At 71.0% G+C, this 16,622-nt stretch carries 14 protein-coding genes and 5 tRNA genes; 8 read left to right on the top strand and 11 right to left on the bottom strand.

Annotation, left to right across the window (positions count from 1 at the left end):
* Positions 1-235 precede the first annotated feature (235 nt).
* The 9 genes from AB0G56_RS29825 to AB0G56_RS29865 form a co-directional block, all read right to left on the bottom strand.
* Positions 236-308 (bottom strand) — tRNA-Glu (locus AB0G56_RS29825).
* Between the two features lie 44 nt (positions 309-352).
* Positions 353-424: transfer RNA gene (locus AB0G56_RS29830), tRNA-Gln, on the bottom strand.
* A 21-nt stretch (positions 425-445) separates the two neighbouring features.
* Positions 446-518, bottom strand: a tRNA-Glu gene (locus tag AB0G56_RS29835).
* Positions 519-580: 62 nt separating this feature from the next.
* Positions 581-653 (bottom strand) — tRNA-Glu (locus AB0G56_RS29840).
* Between the two features lie 42 nt (positions 654-695).
* Positions 696-767, bottom strand: a tRNA-Gln gene (locus AB0G56_RS29845).
* A 92-nt stretch (positions 768-859) separates the two neighbouring features.
* Positions 860-1,591, bottom strand: a complete 732-nt coding sequence (locus AB0G56_RS29850; protein ID WP_360975096.1) for an HAD family hydrolase — start codon at positions 1,589-1,591, stop codon at positions 860-862.
* Between the two features lie 122 nt (positions 1,592-1,713).
* Positions 1,714-3,198, bottom strand: a complete 1,485-nt coding sequence (gene gltX / locus AB0G56_RS29855) for a glutamate--tRNA ligase (protein WP_360975099.1) — start codon at positions 3,196-3,198, stop codon at positions 1,714-1,716.
* Complete coding sequence (locus AB0G56_RS29860) at positions 3,182-3,967, bottom strand: fumarylacetoacetate hydrolase family protein (RefSeq protein WP_360975102.1); 786 nt, start codon at positions 3,965-3,967, stop codon at positions 3,182-3,184. The genes gltX and AB0G56_RS29860 overlap by 17 nt, the downstream gene beginning before the upstream one ends.
* A 244-nt stretch (positions 3,968-4,211) precedes the next feature.
* Complete coding sequence (locus AB0G56_RS29865; protein WP_360975105.1) at positions 4,212-4,400, bottom strand: hypothetical protein; 189 nt, start codon at positions 4,398-4,400, stop codon at positions 4,212-4,214.
* A gap of 602 nt (positions 4,401-5,002) precedes the next feature.
* Between AB0G56_RS29865 and AB0G56_RS29870 the strand changes: the two genes are divergently transcribed.
* From AB0G56_RS29870 to AB0G56_RS29905, 8 genes are all read left to right on the top strand, one after another.
* A complete protein-coding gene (locus AB0G56_RS29870) occupies positions 5,003-9,199 on the top strand; it encodes a nitrate- and nitrite sensing domain-containing protein (RefSeq protein ID WP_360975108.1) in 4,197 nt (1,398 codons plus the stop codon).
* A gap of 9 nt (positions 9,200-9,208) precedes the next feature.
* Positions 9,209-9,622 (top strand): roadblock/LC7 domain-containing protein, encoded by a 414-nt coding sequence (locus AB0G56_RS29875; protein ID WP_030382516.1) that lies wholly within the window; start codon positions 9,209-9,211, stop codon positions 9,620-9,622.
* Positions 9,623-9,733: 111 nt separating this feature from the next.
* Positions 9,734-10,132 (top strand): DUF742 domain-containing protein, encoded by a 399-nt coding sequence (locus AB0G56_RS29880; RefSeq protein WP_009190816.1) that lies wholly within the window; start codon positions 9,734-9,736, stop codon positions 10,130-10,132.
* A complete protein-coding gene (locus AB0G56_RS29885; RefSeq protein WP_018567895.1) occupies positions 10,113-10,688 on the top strand; it encodes an ATP/GTP-binding protein in 576 nt (191 codons plus the stop codon). The genes AB0G56_RS29880 and AB0G56_RS29885 overlap by 20 nt, the downstream gene beginning before the upstream one ends.
* A gap of 430 nt (positions 10,689-11,118) precedes the next feature.
* Positions 11,119-14,421 carry a nitrate- and nitrite sensing domain-containing protein gene (locus AB0G56_RS29890; protein ID WP_360975111.1) on the top strand — a complete coding sequence of 1,101 codons (3,303 nt, stop codon included), beginning with the start codon at positions 11,119-11,121 and terminating at the stop codon, positions 14,419-14,421.
* Positions 14,422-14,431: 10 nt separating this feature from the next.
* Positions 14,432-14,845 carry a roadblock/LC7 domain-containing protein gene (locus tag AB0G56_RS29895; protein WP_004983065.1) on the top strand — a complete coding sequence of 138 codons (414 nt, stop codon included), beginning with the start codon at positions 14,432-14,434 and terminating at the stop codon, positions 14,843-14,845.
* A 97-nt stretch (positions 14,846-14,942) separates the two neighbouring features.
* Positions 14,943-15,512, top strand: a complete 570-nt coding sequence (locus AB0G56_RS29900) for a DUF742 domain-containing protein (RefSeq protein WP_360975114.1) — start codon at positions 14,943-14,945, stop codon at positions 15,510-15,512.
* A complete protein-coding gene (locus tag AB0G56_RS29905; RefSeq protein ID WP_360975117.1) occupies positions 15,493-16,083 on the top strand; it encodes an ATP/GTP-binding protein in 591 nt (196 codons plus the stop codon). Before AB0G56_RS29900 ends, AB0G56_RS29905 begins: the two co-directional genes overlap by 20 nt.
* A 78-nt stretch (positions 16,084-16,161) precedes the next feature.
* Here the strand turns inward: AB0G56_RS29905 and AB0G56_RS29910 are convergent, their stop codons facing one another.
* Positions 16,162-16,356 (bottom strand): acyl-CoA carboxylase epsilon subunit, encoded by a 195-nt coding sequence (locus tag AB0G56_RS29910; protein WP_360975120.1) that lies wholly within the window; start codon positions 16,354-16,356, stop codon positions 16,162-16,164.
* 75 nt (positions 16,357-16,431) lie between these two features.
* Positions 16,432-16,622, bottom strand: a 191-nt coding sequence (locus tag AB0G56_RS29915; RefSeq protein ID WP_360975123.1) for a carboxyl transferase domain-containing protein, incomplete at its 5' end; no start/stop codon positions are given.

The raw sequence follows: 16,622 nt of genomic DNA on the forward strand, positions 1-16,622 counted from the left end.
CTCCGTGAAGGACCGGCCTCAACGCCGCGGCAGGCCCTTCCCCGGACGCCGTACGTTCCTCGCCCCGCCCGCCCCTCCCGGCCGGCCCGAGCCCGGTCTGCCCCCGCCGCCGCCTTTCTGCGGCAGCGGGGGCAGACGTGACGTGGCAGACGTGGCGGGTGTGGCCGGCGTGATGACCGGCGGCGGAAGCAACAGAAGAAGGGCCCTCCTCCGGGAGGGCCCTTCTTCTGTGATGTACCCCCGACCGGATTCGAACCGGCGCTACCGCCTTGAGAGGGCGGCGTGCTAGGCCGCTACACAACGGGGGCGTGGACACTGCAAGCGTTTCATACTGCATCGCCGCAGGTCCGAGCTGGTCTACCTGGACTCGAACCAAGACTAACTGAACCAGAATCAGTCGTGCTGCCAATTACACCATAGACCAATGATGGTTTAGACCAGTCAGTACCCCCGACCGGATTCGAACCGGCGCTACCGCCTTGAGAGGGCGGCGTGCTAGGCCGCTACACAACGGGGGCCCTAGCGATCCTGCATCGAAGTCAGTGGGAGCTACCCTGGCTGTCCTCGCGGGAAGGATCTGTACCCCCGACCGGATTCGAACCGGCGCTACCGCCTTGAGAGGGCGGCGTGCTAGGCCGCTACACAACGGGGGCTCGCGGATGAGATCCGCGGTTGCAGACTGAAGCGTCTGCGAGCTGGCCTACCTGGACTCGAACCAAGACTAACTGAACCAGAATCAGTCGTGCTGCCAATTACACCATAGGCCACTGGAACGCAAGCCCCTGAGGGGTTCTTGTTCTAGTACTGCGTCCTTGGGTTTCCGGCCTTTCGGCCCGCTCCCCGCGGCGCAGGAAGAACATTACCTGAAGGTGGACGGGGCTCCAAAACGAGTATCGGCGCCGAGGAGCGCGGGCAGTTCGGACAGGGAGGCGATGCGGCGCGGCCCGGCGGGCGGGTCCAGCGTCGCACGGGCGCCGCCGCGGTCGATCCACACCGAGAGCAACCCGGCGTCGGCGGCGCCGCGTCCGTCGATCTCCGGGTGGTCGCCGACGTACGCCACCTCGTGCGGGGCCAGGCGCAGGGCGTCGCACGCCGCGAGGAAAGCGCCGGCCTCGGGCTTGGAGACGCCCAGCTCGGCTGCGCACAGCAGGACCTCGAAGCGGTCGCGTACGCCGAGCACGCGCAGCTTGCGGTCCTGGACGGTGAGGGCGGAGTTGGACAGCACCGCGTGGCGGTGGCTGGCGGCCAGGGCGTCGAGGACGGGCAGGACGTCCGGGAAGAGCGCCCAGGCCGCCTCGTAGTGCGCCACGTACCGGTCGAACCACTCGTCGGCCTCGGCGTCCGTGAGGTCCCGGTCCAGGAAGACGCGGGTGCGGTCGCGCCGCTGTGTGACGAAGTCGACCTCGCCGGCCGCGAAGCGGGCCCACTGCCGGTCGGTGATCTCCCGCCAGCGCGCCAGGGCCTCCTCGGCGGTGCCGTACCCGGCGAGCAGGCCCTCGGCCACCAGATGGGCGCGCATGCCCTCGCGGTCCGCGGTGGTGTAGTCGAAGAGGGTGTCGTCCACGTCCCAGACCACGGCGCGAATGCTCATGATCCGACGGTAGCGCCCCAGGGCCGCCCGCGTCCGCCGGAACGGCGAAGGGAAACGGCGAGAGGGAACGGCGAAGGGGCGGCAACCCGGACCGGGTGCCGCCCCTCACGCCTATACGCGCGTCAGGCCGCGAGCCTCGCCAGCGCCGCGTCGACGCGGGCCAGCGTCTTCTCCTTGCCCAGGACCTCCAGGGACTCGAAGAGGGGCAGGCCGACCGTCCGGCCGGTGACGGCGACGCGGACCGGGGCCTGCGCCTTGCCGAGCTTGAGTCCGTGGGCCTCACCGGCGGCCAGGACGGCCTCCTTGAGGGAGTCCGGGGACGTCCAGTCGGCCGCCTCCAGCTTCTCGCGGGCCGTGCGCAGCAGCGCGTCGCTGCCCTCCTTCATCGCCTTCGTCCAGCTCGCCTCGTCGAAGACGGGCTCGGGCAGGAAGAGGAAGTCGACGTTGTCGGTGATCTCGGAGAGCACCTTCAGGCGGGTCTGCGCGTGCGGGGCGATGGCCTGCCACTTGGCCTGGTCGAAGTCCTCGGGCGCCCAGGGGGCGAAGGGGGCCGTCAGCCAGGGCGCGCAGCGCTCCGTGAAGTCCTTCACGTCGAGCATGCGGATGTGGTCGGCGTTGATCGCCTCGCACTTCTTGAGGTCGAAGCGGGCCGGGTTGGGGTTGACGTCCTTGACGTCGAAGGCCGCCACCATCTCCTCGATCGAGAAGACGTCCTGGTCGGCGGAGAGCGACCAGCCCAGCAGGGAGAGGTAGTTGAGCAGGCCCTCGGGCAGGAAGCCGCGCTCGCGGTAGAGGTTCAGCGAGGACTGCGGGTCGCGCTTGGAGAGCTTCTTGTTGCCCTCGCCCATGACGTAGGGCAGGTGGCCGAAGGCGGGGGTCTCCTTGGCGATGCCCAGCTCGATCAGCGCCTTGTACAGGGCGATCTGGCGCGGGGTGGAGGAGAGCAGGTCCTCGCCGCGCAGGACGTGGGTGATCTCCATGAGGGCGTCGTCGACCGGGTTGACGAGCGTGTACAGCGGGGCGCCGTTGGCGCGGACGATGCCGTAGTCCGGGACGTTCTCCGGGGTGAACGTCAGCTCGCCGCGGACCAGGTCGTCGAAGGTGATCGTCTCGTCGGGCATCCGGAAGCGGACGATGGGGGCGCGGCCCTCGGCCTCGTACCGCTCGACCTGCTCGGCACTCAGGTCGCGGCAGTGGCCGTCGTAGCCGGAGGGCTTGCCGGCGGCGCGGGCGGCCTCGCGGCGGCTGTCCAGCTCCTCCTGGGAGCAGTAGCAGCGGTAGGCGTGGCCGGCGTCGAGCAGCTTCTGGGCGACGTCCTTGTAGAGGTCCATGCGCTGCGACTGGCGGTACGGCGCGTGCGGGCCGCCGACCTCGGGGCCCTCGTCCCAGTCGAAGCCCAGCCAGCGCATCGCCTCCAGCAGCTGCTGGTACGACTCCTCGGAGTCGCGGGCCGCGTCGGTGTCCTCGATGCGGAAGACCAGAGTGCCCTGGTGGTGCCGGGCGAACGCCCAGTTGAACAGGGCGGTGCGGACCAGGCCCACGTGGGGGTTACCGGTGGGCGAGGGGCAGAAACGGACGCGTACGGGTGCGCTAGCCACGCTTGACAACCTTGTTGGTGAGAGTGCCGATGCCTTCGATGGTGACGGCGACCTCGTCGCCGACGCTGAGGGGGCCGACCCCTGCCGGGGTGCCCGTGAGGATCACGTCGCCGGGCAGCAGCGTCATGGCCTCGGAGATGTTGACGATCAGATCCTCGATGGGGTGGATCATCTCGCTGGTGCGGCCCAGTTGCCGCTGCTCGCCGTTGACGGTGAGCTGGATGGTCAGGTCGGCCGCGGCGGCGAGGTCGAGGTCCGTCTCCACCCAGGGGCCGAGCGGGCAGGAGCTGTCGAAGCCCTTGGCCCGGGCCCACTGCTTCTCGCGGCGCTGGACGTCGCGGGCGGTGACGTCGTTGGCGCAGGTGTAGCCGAAGATCACGTCCTTGACGCGGTCGCGCGGGACCTCGCGGCACATGCGGCCGATGACGACGGCCAGCTCGGCCTCGTGGTGCAGTTCCTCGGTGAAGGAGGGGTACTGGATGGGGTCTCCGGGGCCGACGACCGAGGTGGAGGGCTTGAAGAAGGCGAACGGGGCGTCGGGCACCTCGTTGCCGAGTTCACGGGCGTGCTCGGCGTAGTTGCGGCCGAAGGCGACGACCTTGTTGGGCAGCACCGGCGGCAGCAGCCGCACCTTGCTCAGCGGCACCTTGGTGCCGGAGAGCTCGTGGTCCGCGAACGGGATGCCCTTGATGATGTCGAGGACGAGCTGGTCCGGCTGGTCGCCCTCGACCGCGCCGAAGGCGACGTTCCCGTCGATGGAGAACCTGGCGATGCGCACGGGTTGCTTGGCCCCTTGACTGAGCTGGCTGGAGTCTGACGCTCCAGGCTAACGCGGCAGGCGGCCCGCGCCTCGCGCATCGGCCTTCGGCACGGCAGGTGCGGACGTGACGCAGGGGCGCCCCCGCGTGGTGGGGCGCCCCTGCTTCTGCGGTGTCCGGGCGGTGGCTGTGCGGTGCCTTCGCGGGGCTCTCCGGCGGGGGCGGCGGTCCGCTGCGGGGGCCGTCCGCCGGCCCGGGGGCGGGCTACTCGGCGACCGGGGCCGCGACCGGGGCCACCATGAGGACGGTGCGCCGCGGGTTGGCGGTCTGGGCGGGCAGGGAGACGGAGTGCTCCGGCAGTTCCGGCGTCTCCAGCGCTTCGGCGTCCTCCAGGTGCGCCAGCGTGGTCCGTCGGGGGTTGGCTATGGTGCGGAACATCATCGTCGTCTTCACGGTGGTAGCAGACCTTGTCGTGTACAGGCGCCTGGAGGGCCGCGGGACCCCCGCGCGGGCGCGGGTGGGCAGTTGCACGCCTTATGTAAAGCGTCAGGCTAAACGTGCAATTCCCGGCCGAAGACGTGGAGAGACCGTGATCTCCATGTGAGTTTGCTCACGACGTCATCGACAATCCGGACAATTTCTGGCCGACCAACGCCCCCGAGAAACGGACATTAACCCCCTGAAGCCGTCATTCCGCTCCCGATCATGGCGACTGGGACACCTGTGGCGGCTCATCGGCTCGTAGAGATATGTCCGGTATGGGGGAGGTCACTTTCCACGTCTCGTAACTCGCTCCTCACGCGCTGTCACAGAGGTCACAGCCTGGCCCACATGCCTTGTTGGAGATCCTGCACTGTGCTGGAATGCCACGGACCGCCGCGGGATCGAACCGGCGCGCAGGGGGCGCAACGCAGCGCCGAGTGGGCGGCGAGTAAGGGGGAACCAGCGCCGGTCACTCACGACCACCGGGGAGCGTTTTCAGGGCGCTTCCCACGACGCCGACACCGCCTTTCCGCTCACGTGGGAAGGCGCCTGGTCCAGAGGTTGCGACGCTAGTGCAGGGACGTTTCAAGAGGGATGGCAGCGCTTCGGCGGAGCCGGAGCCGCACGGCGGGACTGGCCCCAAGGCCGTCAGTTCCTCGCCCCAGCACGCCCAGAACCAGGGCCCGGCGCCGTCCGGTGGCAGCGCCGCGCGCTCCGGCGGCCCCGCCCCTTCGGCCTCGGCCAAGCCGGCCGCCGCCCCGGCGGCCAAGCCCGCCAAGAGCCCCGCCCCGGTCGGCCCCGGCTCGCGCGTGGCCCTGCGCAACTGGCGCATCTCCACCCGCCTGGTGTCCCTGCTCGCCCTCCCCGTGATCGCGGCCACCACGCTCGGCGCGCTGCGCATCAACCAGAACCTGGACGACATCCAGCAGCTCGACAACATGAAGCTGCTGACGGACATGACCAAGCAGGCCACCGAGCTGGCCGCCGCGCTCCAGGAGGAGCGCGACCAGTCCGCCGGCCCGCTGTCCCACCCCTCCAGCGCGAGCGCCATCACCGTCAAGGGCTTCAGGGACAAGACCGACCGGGCCACGGAGAACTTCCTCTCCGCCTCCGAGGAGATCGACAGCGCCAGCAAGGGCGGCAACCTCCAGGGGGTCCGCGAGACCCTGGTCGGCCTCGCCAGCGAGCTGAACCACCTCGGCAGCATCCGCAAGACGGCGTACGCGCACGAGAAGAACTCGACCCAGACCGTCGAGGCCTACCACCGGCTCATCACCGAGCTGCTCAGCCTCTCCCAGGACATGGCCGAGGCGACCAGCAACCCGGAGATGATCCAGCGCACCCGCGCGCTGTCCGCGTTCTCCTCCGCCAAGGAGTACGCCTCCATCCAGCGCGCCGTCATCGCCGCCGCGCTGCCCGCCAACAACACCTCGGCGGCCAACCTCTCCGAGAACGACCGGCTGTACGCGCAGTCGGCGCTCGACAGCCAGACCTCCGAGATCAACAGCTTCCGCAACATCTACGGCGACGGCGCGGAAGAGCTGATCAAGCCCATGGAGGAGGGCAACCCGACCATCCAGTCGGCGGACACCTACGCCAAGCGCGGCCTGGACAGCAGCAGCGGCCTGGACCAGCAGACCAAGCGCTCCTACCGCGACTGGGTGGACGACAGCTCGACGAAGATCGAGCAGATGAAGAAGATCGAGCACACGCTGCTCGAGGAGATGGAACAGAAGGCCCGTGAGCTGCGCAGCGCCACCGAGCGCGACGCCATCATCTCCGGTGCGCTGATCCTGCTCGTCCTCGGTGTGTCGCTGGTCGGTGCCTTCGTCGTGGCCCGCTCCATGATCCGCTCGCTGCGCCGGCTCCAGGACACCGCGACCAAGGTCGCCCAGGACCGCCTGCCCGAGCTGGTCAAGCAGCTCTCCGAGTCCGACCCGCAGGACGTCGACACGTCGGTGGAGTCGGTCGGTGTGCACTCCCGGGACGAGATCGGCCAGGTGGCCGCGGCCTTCGACGAGGTGCACCGCGAGGCGGTCCGCCTCGCCGCCGAGCAGGCCCTGCTGCGGGGCAACGTCAACGCGATGTTCACCAACCTCTCGCGCCGCTCCCAGGGCCTGATCCAGCGCCAGCTGTCGCTCATCTCCGAACTGGAGTCCCGCGAGGCCGACCCCGACCAGCTGTCCTCGCTGTTCAAGCTCGACCACCTCGCCACCCGTATGCGCCGCAACGGCGAGAACCTCCTCGTCCTCGCGGGCGAGGAGCCGGGCCGGCGCTGGACCCGCCCGGTCCCGCTCGTCGACGTGCTGCGCGCCGCGGCCTCCGAGGTGGAGCAGTACGAGCGCATCGAGCTGGCCTCCGTGCCGACCACCGAGGTCGCCGGCCGCGTCGTCAACGACCTCGTGCACCTGCTGGCCGAGCTGCTGGAGAACGCGACCTCGTTCTCCTCGCCGCAGACCAAGGTCAAGGTCACCGGTCACGCGTTGCCCGACGGCCGGGTCCTGATCGAGATCCACGACACCGGCATCGGCCTCTCCCCCGAGGACCTCGCCGCGATCAACGAGCGGCTCGCCTCGCCGCCCACCGTGGACGTCTCGGTCTCCCGCCGCATGGGTCTCTTCGTGGTCGGCCGGCTCTCCCAGCGGCACGGCATCCGCATCCAGCTGCGTCCGTCGGACTCCGGCGGTACGACGGCCCTGGTCATGCTGCCGGTGGACGTCGCCCAGGGCGGCAAGAAGCCGGCCCCCGGCAAGCCCGGTGCCCCCTCCGCGGGCGGTCCGGCGGCTGCCGCCGCGGCCGCGGGCGCGGCGGCCGCGCGGCGCCAGAACGGACAGAACGGCCAGGCGGGCGGCGGCCCCCTCGGCGCGGGCGCACCCGCGGGCGGTGCGGGCCGGCTCGGCCCCGGGCCCGCTCAGCGCGGCCAGGTCGGTGCCGGTCAGGGCCCGCGGGCCGCGCTGCCCGGTACGGGCGGCAGGCCGGGCGGACCGGCGGGGCCGGGCGGAGCGCGCGGGCCGCAGGGTCCGGGCCGGCCGCAGCAGGGCCAGCCGCAGCAGGGCCGTCCGGAACCGGCAGGAGCCGGGTCCGCGTTCGGCGGCCGGGGGCCGGGTGCGCCCCAGGGCTTCGGCGACGGACAGCAGGGTGACGGGCGGCAGGCCTTCGGCGACGGACAGCGCACCGGCGCCGGCCGGCCGGGCTTCGGCGACGACGCGCGAACCGGCGCGGGCGGCCCGCAGGGCTACGCCGACGGCCGGCGCGGTGGCCGGCCCGCCTTCGGCGACGGACAGCGCACCGGTGAACAGCAGGGCTTCGCCGACGGCGGTCGGCCGGACGCCTTCGGCGGCGGACGCGGTGGGCTTCCCCCGCGCCGGCCGGACGGCGGCGAGCAGGGCCGGCAGCCGCAGCTGCCCTCGCGCGGTGGTCCGCGTGCGGAGCTGCCGGGCGGCAACCCGCGGCCGCGTACCCCGAGTTGGGGCAACGACAACGCGACGCAACCGGCCGCCCTCGACGCCCCGCGCGGCCACGACGAGGCCGAGCAGGCGCAGACCTCCCGCATGCCGCGGATCGAGGAGCACCAGGGACCGGGCGCCACGGCCGAGATGCCGGTGCTGCCCCGCCCCGACGGCCGTCAGGGCCCCGGCGCGGCGGCGGGCCCGTCGGCCTTCCCGCGGCCCGACTTCGAGGCGCCGCGACCGCAGGGCGACGACCCGCAGACCACCGGGCAGTTCCCGGCGGCGGACGCCGGCCAGAACGCGGGCTCGTTCGTCCGCTCGGACATCTTCGGCCCGGCGGCCCGCACGCCGAACACCCCGCACGACCCGGCCCGCCACGACGCGCCGGGCGCCGCGCAGGACAACCCCTCGGACCCGGGCCGGTTCACCGGCCCGCAGGACTACGACAGCGGTTCCACAGGCCAGTTCGCCGCACCGCAGGGCTACGACAACGGCTCCACCGGCCAGTTCGCCGCACCGCAGGGCTACGACAACGGCTCCACCGGCCAGTTCGCCGCACCGCAGGGCTACGACAACGGCTCCACCGGCCAGTTCCCGGCCCCCCAGGGCTACGACAACGGCACCACCGGCCAGTTCGCACAGCCGGGCCACGACGCTTTTGCCCCGGGCCGGCACTCGCTGCCGAGCCGTCAGGACCCGTCGTCCACCGGTCAGTTCGAGCGGCCCCAGCCGTCCGGCCCCGCCGACTTCGGCGCCCCGCGCCCGCAGGCCCCCGAGCAGTCGCAGCAGCAGTCGCAGCAACAGCGGCCCGACGAGGGGCGCGGCCAGGGCGACGGTTGGGCGCTGCCGCCGGCCACGGGGCCCGGCGACGGCCGCACGCCGCTGTACGACACGCTGGAGACCAACTGGTTCCGCGGCGAACAGCAGCAGGCAGGCGGTCAGCCCGCGGCCCCACAGCAGCAGGCGCCGCAGGCCGCCGAGGCGTCCGCCGCCTCCCCGGCTCCCGCCGCCCCCCAGCGTCCCGCCTCCGCCTGGCGCAGCTCGCCGAACGACGAACTCGTCCGGCAGGCCGAGCGCGTACGGCAGCCGGCCGCGGGCGGGGTCACCACCTCCGGCCTGCCGCGCCGGGTGCCCCGGGCGAACCTCGTCCCGGGCACGGCTCAGCAGCAACAGCACCAGAACGGTCCGCAGGTCTCGCGTTCGCCCGACGAGGTACGCGGCCGGCTGACCAATCTCCGTCGGGGCATCGCACAGGGTCGTCAGGCCGGCACCGGCCAGACGGGCAGCTTCCCGAGCCCCACTCACCAGCAGGAGCGTTAGTTGAGCCCGATGAGCCAGGCGGCACAGAACCTGAACTGGTTGATCACCAACTTCGTGGACAACACCCCCGGGGTGTCCCACACCGTCGTGGTGTCCGCGGACGGACTCCTTCTGGCGATGTCCGAAGGCTTCCCGCGTGACCGCGCGGACCAGCTCGCGGCCGTCGCGTCCGGCCTGACCTCGCTGACCGCCGGGGCGTCCCGGATCTTCGAGGGCGGCAACGTGGCGCAGACGGTCGTGGAGATGGAGCGAGGCTTTCTCTTCCTGATGTCCATCTCGGACGGGTCGTCCCTCGCGGTACTGGCCCACCCGGAGTGCGACATCGGCCTCGTCGGCTACGAGATGGCGCTGCTCGTCGACCGCGCGGGGGCCGTCCTCACGCCCGACCTGCGCGCCGAACTACAGGGCAGTCTGCTCCACTGACCGGCCCCGGCACCACCCGCGTCACCAAATCACCGTCCGGCCGCCACAATCCCCCCACCGGCCTCGTCCGACGGCTTGCCCGACCGACTTGCTGTCCCGCCCGGAGGATTCATGACCCCGCCCACCGCCCATCATGATCCGTACGCCGAGCCGTACGGGGACGAGGGCGACCAGCCGCTGGTTCGTCCGTACGCGATGACCGGCGGCCGGACCCGGCCGCGCTACCAGCTCGCCATCGAGGCGCTGATCAGCACCACGGCCGACCCGGCAGCGCTGATGGGACTGCTCCCGGAGCACCAGCGGATCTGCCATCTGTGCCGCGAGGTGAAATCCGTGGCCGAGGTGTCGGCCCTCCTGGCGATGCCGCTGGGGGTGGCCCGGATCCTCGTCGCGGACCTGGCCGAGGCCGGTCTGGTGGCCATCCACCAGCCGGGCGGCGACGAGAACAACGGCGGCGCACCGGATGTGACGCTGCTCGAAAGGGTGCTCAGTGGACTTCGCAAGCTCTGACGGGGGCCGGGCCACCACCTCCGCGAAGATCGTGGTGGCGGGCGGCTTCGGCGTCGGCAAGACGACCTTCGTCGGTGCCGTCTCGGAGATCAACCCGCTGCGCACCGAGGCCGTGATGACGTCCGCTTCGGCGGGGATCGACGACCTCACGCACACCGGGGACAAGACCACCACGACGGTGGCCATGGACTTCGGCCGCATCACGCTCGACCAGGACCTGATCCTGTACCTGTTCGGCACGCCCGGCCAGGACCGCTTCTGGTTCATGTGGGACGACCTGGTCCGCGGCGCCATCGGCGCGGTGGTGCTCGTGGACACCCGGCGCCTGGCCGACTGCTTCCCGGCGGTCGACTACTTCGAGAACAGCGGGCTGCCGTTCGTCATCGCCCTCAACGGCTTCGACGGCCAGCAGCCGTACACGCCGGACGAGGTGCGCGAGGCGCTGCAGATCGGTCCCGACGCCCCGATCATCACCACCGACGCCCGGCACCGCACGGACGCCAAGTCCACGCTCATCACGCTGGTCGAGCACGCGCTCATGGCCCGCCTGAGGTAACACCGGGACACACTTCGCATAGCGCCCAAGTCGGCAGGGTCGTACGGCAGTTGCCGTAGAAGCGCCGGAGCCGGCTGTGTCGTTTGACACGGCCGGCCCCGGTGTTCATAACGTTTCGGCAGAGGAATCGGGTGGTGCCACCACGCGTCGCGCACATTCGGTGTCGCTGCGCGCATGACTCTCCCGCTTTTTGACGCGGCTCGCTCTTTATGACCGTTTTATCTGGGACTTACATCACTTCGAATCAGTGGTTTCCACTGTTTGGAAGAGCGCATGTCGGCGTGCTGGAATGCCTGAACTGCCCCATGGTCGAAGACGTACTCCTCAGCGCTCCGGTTCCCTCCGGTTCTGATGTCCGTCCGCGCCGGACGGGGCTACGAGACACTGCGGCACAGACGTAGGTGCCGACCGCCGAGAGGTTGTTGGTCGAGTGAGGCGAAGCAAGAACGGCCCCGAGCCGTCGGCACGGGGCAACTTCACCCCGCCGCAGCGCGGTGCGGCGCCGACGCACGTGCCCGGTTCGGAGCCGGCGGCCGCTCCCGCTCCGAGCGGCGGACGCCTCTCCCCGCGCAACTGGCGGGTGCCCACCCGGCTGAACGCGATCCTGCTCATACCCGTGCTGGTCGGGCTCGTCATGGGCGGCTTCCAGGTCAAGGGCTCCATCGACACCTGGCAGGACGCCCAGGACGCCGAGAACACCGCGCGCCTGGTCCGGGCCTCCCTGACCTACGCCAACGCCCTCTACAACGAGCGTGACACCAGCGCCGCTCCCCTGCTCCAGGGCAAGGGCCCGAACGACTCGACCGTCACCCAGGCCCGGCACCTCACCGACCAGGCCGCCGACGCCTTCGACCAGGCCGCCGAGAGCATGCCGCACAAGGCCGGCCTGGAGCGCCGGCTGAAGCTGTTCCGACAGGCCGAGCCCCAGCTCCGGTCGCTGCGCGCCGCCGCCTACACCTCCAAGCTGAACGGCGTGCAGACCGAGGAGGGCTACGTCCAGGTCGCGCACCCGCTGATGGAGTTCGCCAACGAACTGGGCCTGGGCACCGGCAACATCACCTCCTACGGCCGTACGGTCTACGCCATCTCGCTGACCAAGGCCGCCCTGTCGCTGGAACGCTCGATCGGCATGCACCTGCTGATCAAGCCGGGCCCGGACGACGGCAACCTGGCCAGCCAGCGCATCGCCCTCTCCTCCTACGCCTACCTGGAGAACATCGCCGTCGAGGAGTACCTCGGCGGCGGCACCCAGGCCGACGCGGACAAGCTGGACGCGCAGAAGAAGGACATCCAGTCCAAGGCCGCGGCCATGGCGCAGGAGGCCAAGGGCAAGGACCCGCAGTACGTGGCCCCGCCGGCCGACCCGCAGAAGATGGTCACGGCCCTCGCCACGCTGAAGGGCACCGACCCCGCCACCCGCCAGGAACTCGCCGCCAAGGGCATCACGGCCCAGAACTGGTGGGCCGTCAACACCCTCAAGTTCGACGCCTACCGCAAGATCGAGTCGGACATGGCCGACACCGCCGTGAACGAGGCCGCCGGCATCGCCGACGACGCCAAGCAGTCGACGTTCATCACGGGTGCCGTCGTCGTGATCGCCCTGCTGGCCGCGTTCGTCCTGGCCGGCCTGGTCGCCCGCCAGATGAGCCGCTCCATGCGCCGGCTGCGCAGCGCGGCGTTCGACGTCGCCGAGCAGCGCCTGCCGATGCTGGTCGACCAGCTCTCCCGCACCGACCCGGGCCGGGTCGACACCCGGGTCGCGCCGATCCCGATCACCTCCACCGACGAGATCGGCGAAGTCGCCCGCGCCTTCGACCAGGTGCACCGCGAGGCCGTCCGGCTCGCCGCCGAGCAGGCCCTGCTGCGCGGCAACATCAACGCCATCTTCACCAACCTCTCGCGCCGCAACCAGTCGCTGATCGAGGGCCAGCTGACCCTGATCACCGATCTGGAGAACAACGAGGCCGACCCGGACCAGCTGGAGAACCTCTTCCGCCTGGACCACCTGGCCACCCGTATGCGCCGCAACGGCGAGAACCTGCTGGTCCTCGCGGGCGAGGAGCCCGGCCGCCGCTGGGACCAGCCGGTCCCGCTGGTCGACGTGCTGCGGGCCGCCTCCTCCGAGGTGGAGCAGTACGAGCGCATCGAGCTGTCCGGTGTCCCCGAGGCCGAGATCCACGGCCGCTCGGTGACCGACCTCGTGCACCTGCTGGCCGAGCTGCTGGAGAACGCCACGACGTTCTCCTCGCCGCAGACCAAGGTCCGCGTCACCGCGACCCGGCTGCCGGACGGCCGGGTCATGGTCGAGATCCACGACAAGGGCATCGGCCTGACCGCCGAGGACTTCGCGGACATCAACCACAAGCTGGCCAACCCGCCCACCGTGGACGTGGCGATCTCCCAGCGCATGGGCCTGTTCGTGGTCGGCCGCCTCGCCGACCGGCACGGCATCCGGGTCCAGCTGCGCCCCTCAGGCGAGCAGGCCGGCACCACCTCGCTGGTCATGCTGCCCGACGCCATCACCCACGGCGGTGGCGGCGAGCAGGGCACGGGCGGTGACGAGTTCACCGTCCGGCAGATCATCCCCGAGCAGCAGTTCCAGGGCGATGACTTCGCTCAGAGCCAGCTGCCGCCGATGCGCACGGCCGCGGAACTCGGCTTCGACGACAGCCGCTACGCCGAGGTTCCCGACGACATACGGGAGCTGGACCCGGTCGGCCGTTCGCTCAAGCGCGAGGAGCGCCGCGCCTCCCTGGAGGCCCAGGCGCAGGACGGCCCCGCCGCCGAGGCGCCCGCTTACTCCGACGAGTCCACCGGTCGGCAGCAGCCGTACGACACCGGTCAGACGGCCTACCCGCAGCAGCAGCCCGGCTACGACCAGCGGACGGCGTACGGGGAGCAGCAGCAGACGGCGTACGACCCTCAGGGGCAGCCGTCGTACGAGCAGACGTCGTACGAGCAGACGTCGTACGAGCAGACGTACTACGCGCCGGACGGCGGTCTGCCGCAGAACAACGGTCTGCCCCAGGACAATGGTCTGCCGCAGCAAGGCGGGTACGCGGCGGACGCCGGCTATCCCGGCCCGGCCGCCTATGCGGAACCGGTACAGCAGGAGCAGCCCGCGGCCCCCGCAGACCCGTACACCGGTTACCAGGCCCAGCCCTACCAGGACGACTGGCCGCAGACGGACGGTTATCCGAACAGCTACGCGGACCAGTACGCTCCGCAAGCGGAATCCGCGCAGGCCGCTGACGCGGGCGAGGCCGACCCCGTAGGCTTCGACCGGCCGGAACCGGCCCCCGAGGCCGGTCACGAGCTGACCGACGCCGGGCTGCCGCGCCGCGGCTCCTCCGGGGGCGCCGCGAACGGCTCGCGGTCCGTGCCCCCTCAGCCGTCGGCTCCGGCCGCGGAGAGCAACGGCGCCGGCGGCTGGCGTTCGGCCAATGACGAGCGGTGGCAGCAGGCCTCGCAGCTCAAGAAGCCCAAGGCGGGCGGGGTCACCTCCTCGGGCCTGCCGCGTCGGGTGCCCAAGGCCAACCTGGTCGAGGGCACCGCGGAATCGACTCCGCAGGGCGGCCCACAGGTCTCCCGCGCCCCCGAGGACGTCCGGGGCAGGTTGAGCAACCTGCGCCAGGGCGTCCAGCGGGGACGCAGCGCAGGAAGCGAAAAGAACGGCCAGGCCACAACGAATGAGCACAGTGGTCCTGACAGCACCTACAACCAGGAGCGTTAGTGTGAGCCCGATGAGCCAGGCGGCACAGAACCTGAACTGGTTGATCACCAACTTCGTGGACAACACCCCCGGGGTGTCCCACACCGTGGTGGTCTCCGCCGACGGACTCCTTCTGGCGATGTCCGAAGGCTTTCCCCGCGACCGCGCCGACCAGCTCGCGGCCGTCGCCTCAGGCCTGACCTCGCTGACCGCCGGTGCCTCGCGCATCTTCGAGGGCGGCAGCGTGAACCAGACGGTTGTGGAGATGGAGCGGGGATTCCTCTTCATCATGTCCATCTCCGACGGTTCGTCACTCGCCGTACTCGCCCACCCCGAAGCGGACATCGGTCTCATCGGGTACGAAATGGCGCTTCTGGTGGACCGCGCGGGCACGGTCCTGACTCCGGATCTGCGAGCCGAACTCCAGGGAAGCCTTCTCAACTGAAAGACAGACGGTGCGTTGCGGTGTCCTGGGGCCGTAAGGTTTCGGGACGCGGCTTCCACTCGGTGGGGTGCCCGGCGCAGTCGGAGGAGGAGTAAGAGTGGCAACACACCCAGGCGGTTCGTCCTCGGGCAACTGGTCGTACGGCCCCGCGCAGGGCCACGGCGACGGCCAGGCGAACCCGTACGCCTACCCCTCCGCTCCGTACCACCGGCACCCGTACGCGCCGCAGGGCCCCGGCCCTTCGCCGTACGACCAGCCGCCGGTGCCGCGCATCCAGCCGGTGCAGCCGCAGCGACGCACCCCTGAGCCGGCGCCCGCGGCGTCGAACAACCCACTGGTCCGCCCGTACGCCATGACGGGCGGCCGCACCAGGCCCCGGTACCAGCTCGCCATCGAGGCCCTGGTGCACACCACCGCGCAACCGCACCAGATGCAGGGCCAGTTGCCCGAACATCAGCGGATCTGCCATCTGTGCCGCGAGATCAAGTCGGTGGCCGAGATCTCGGCCCTGCTGACGATTCCTCTCGGCGTGGCCAGGATCCTCGTCGCCGACTTGGCGGAGGCGGGCCTGGTCGCCATCCATCAGCCCGGCGGCGACGAGAGCGCCGGCGGCCAGCCAGACGTGACACTGCTCGAAAGGGTGCTCAGTGGACTTCGCAAGCTCTAGCGGAGGGCCGGTTTCTCCCAGTCGTTCCACCACCTCCGCGAAGATCGTGGTGGCGGGCGGCTTCGGCGTGGGCAAGACCACGTTCGTCGGCGCCGTCTCGGAGATCAACCCGCTGCGCACCGAGGCCGTCATGACGTCTGCTTCGGCGGGGATCGACGACCTCACCCACACCGGGGACAAGACCACCACCACGGTGGCCATGGACTTCGGCCGCATCACCCTCGACCAGGACCTGATCCTCTACCTGTTCGGCACCCCCGGCCAGGACCGCTTCTGGTTCATGTGGGACGACCTGGTCCGCGGCGCCATCGGCGCCGTCGTCCTGGTCGACACGAGGAGGCTCGCCGACTGCTTCCCCGCGGTCGACTACTTCGAGAACAGCGGGCTGCCGTTCGTCATCGCCCTCAACGGCTTCGACGGCAACCAGCCCTACGGCCCGGACGAGGTCCGCGAGGCCCTGCAGATCGGCCCGGACACCCCGATCATCACCACCGACGCCCGGCACCGCGCGGACGCCAAGTCCGCGCTCATCACGCTGGTCGAGCACGCGCTGATGGCCCGGCTTCGGTAGGTCTGCGCACTCCGCGAACGGACAGAGACGACGAAGGGCCCCTCTCCTTGCGAGAGGGACCCTTCGTCGTCGTGCGGGTCAGTGCCAGCTGTGCGGGGCGCGGAAGCCGTTCTCGCGGTCCAGGCGGCGCCAGCCGGCCCGGTGGCGGCCGCGGTGGGCCGGGGCGGTGTCGGCGGGGCGGGCCGCCGCGCGGGCCAGGAGTATGGCCGTCAGCGCGGCGACCTCCTCGGGCTCGGCGTGGCCCTTCTCGACGCGGATGTCAGGGATGTCCATGGGTGTCAGTCTCCGTGGCTGAGGGGTCCGCGGGGTGACCGCGGCGCGTCCGCCGGGTGACGGCGGGACTTGCGGCTACTGCGGCGGGTTGCCGTGCTTGCGGGAGGGCAGGTCGGCGTGCTTGGTGTGCAGCATCGCGAGGGACTTGACCAGTACCTCCCGGGTCTCGGACGGGTCGATGACGTCGTCCACGAGACCGCGCTCGGCGGCGTAGTACGGGTGCATCAGCTCGGCCTTGTACTCCTTGACCATCTTCTGCCGCATGG

This window comes from Streptomyces sp. NPDC021356, assembly GCF_040641015.1.
Lineage (GTDB): Bacteria > Actinomycetota > Actinomycetes > Streptomycetales > Streptomycetaceae > Streptomyces.

What these genes read in the sequence shown, in the direction of transcription:
- AB0G56_RS29875 (WP_030382516.1), top strand. Translation starts at nt 9,209, where the DNA reads ATGAGCCAGGCGGCACAGAACCTGAACTGGTTGATCACCAACTTCGTG.
- AB0G56_RS29895 (WP_004983065.1), top strand. Translation starts at nt 14,432, where the DNA reads ATGAGCCAGGCGGCACAGAACCTGAACTGGTTGATCACCAACTTCGTG.
- AB0G56_RS29850 (WP_360975096.1), bottom strand. Translation starts at nt 1,591, where the DNA reads ATGAGCATTCGCGCCGTGGTCTGGGACGTGGACGACACCCTCTTCGAC.
- AB0G56_RS29910 (WP_360975120.1), bottom strand. Translation starts at nt 16,356, where the DNA reads ATGGACATCCCTGACATCCGCGTCGAGAAGGGCCACGCCGAGCCCGAG.
- AB0G56_RS29880 (WP_009190816.1), top strand. Translation starts at nt 9,734, where the DNA reads ATGACCCCGCCCACCGCCCATCATGATCCGTACGCCGAGCCGTACGGG.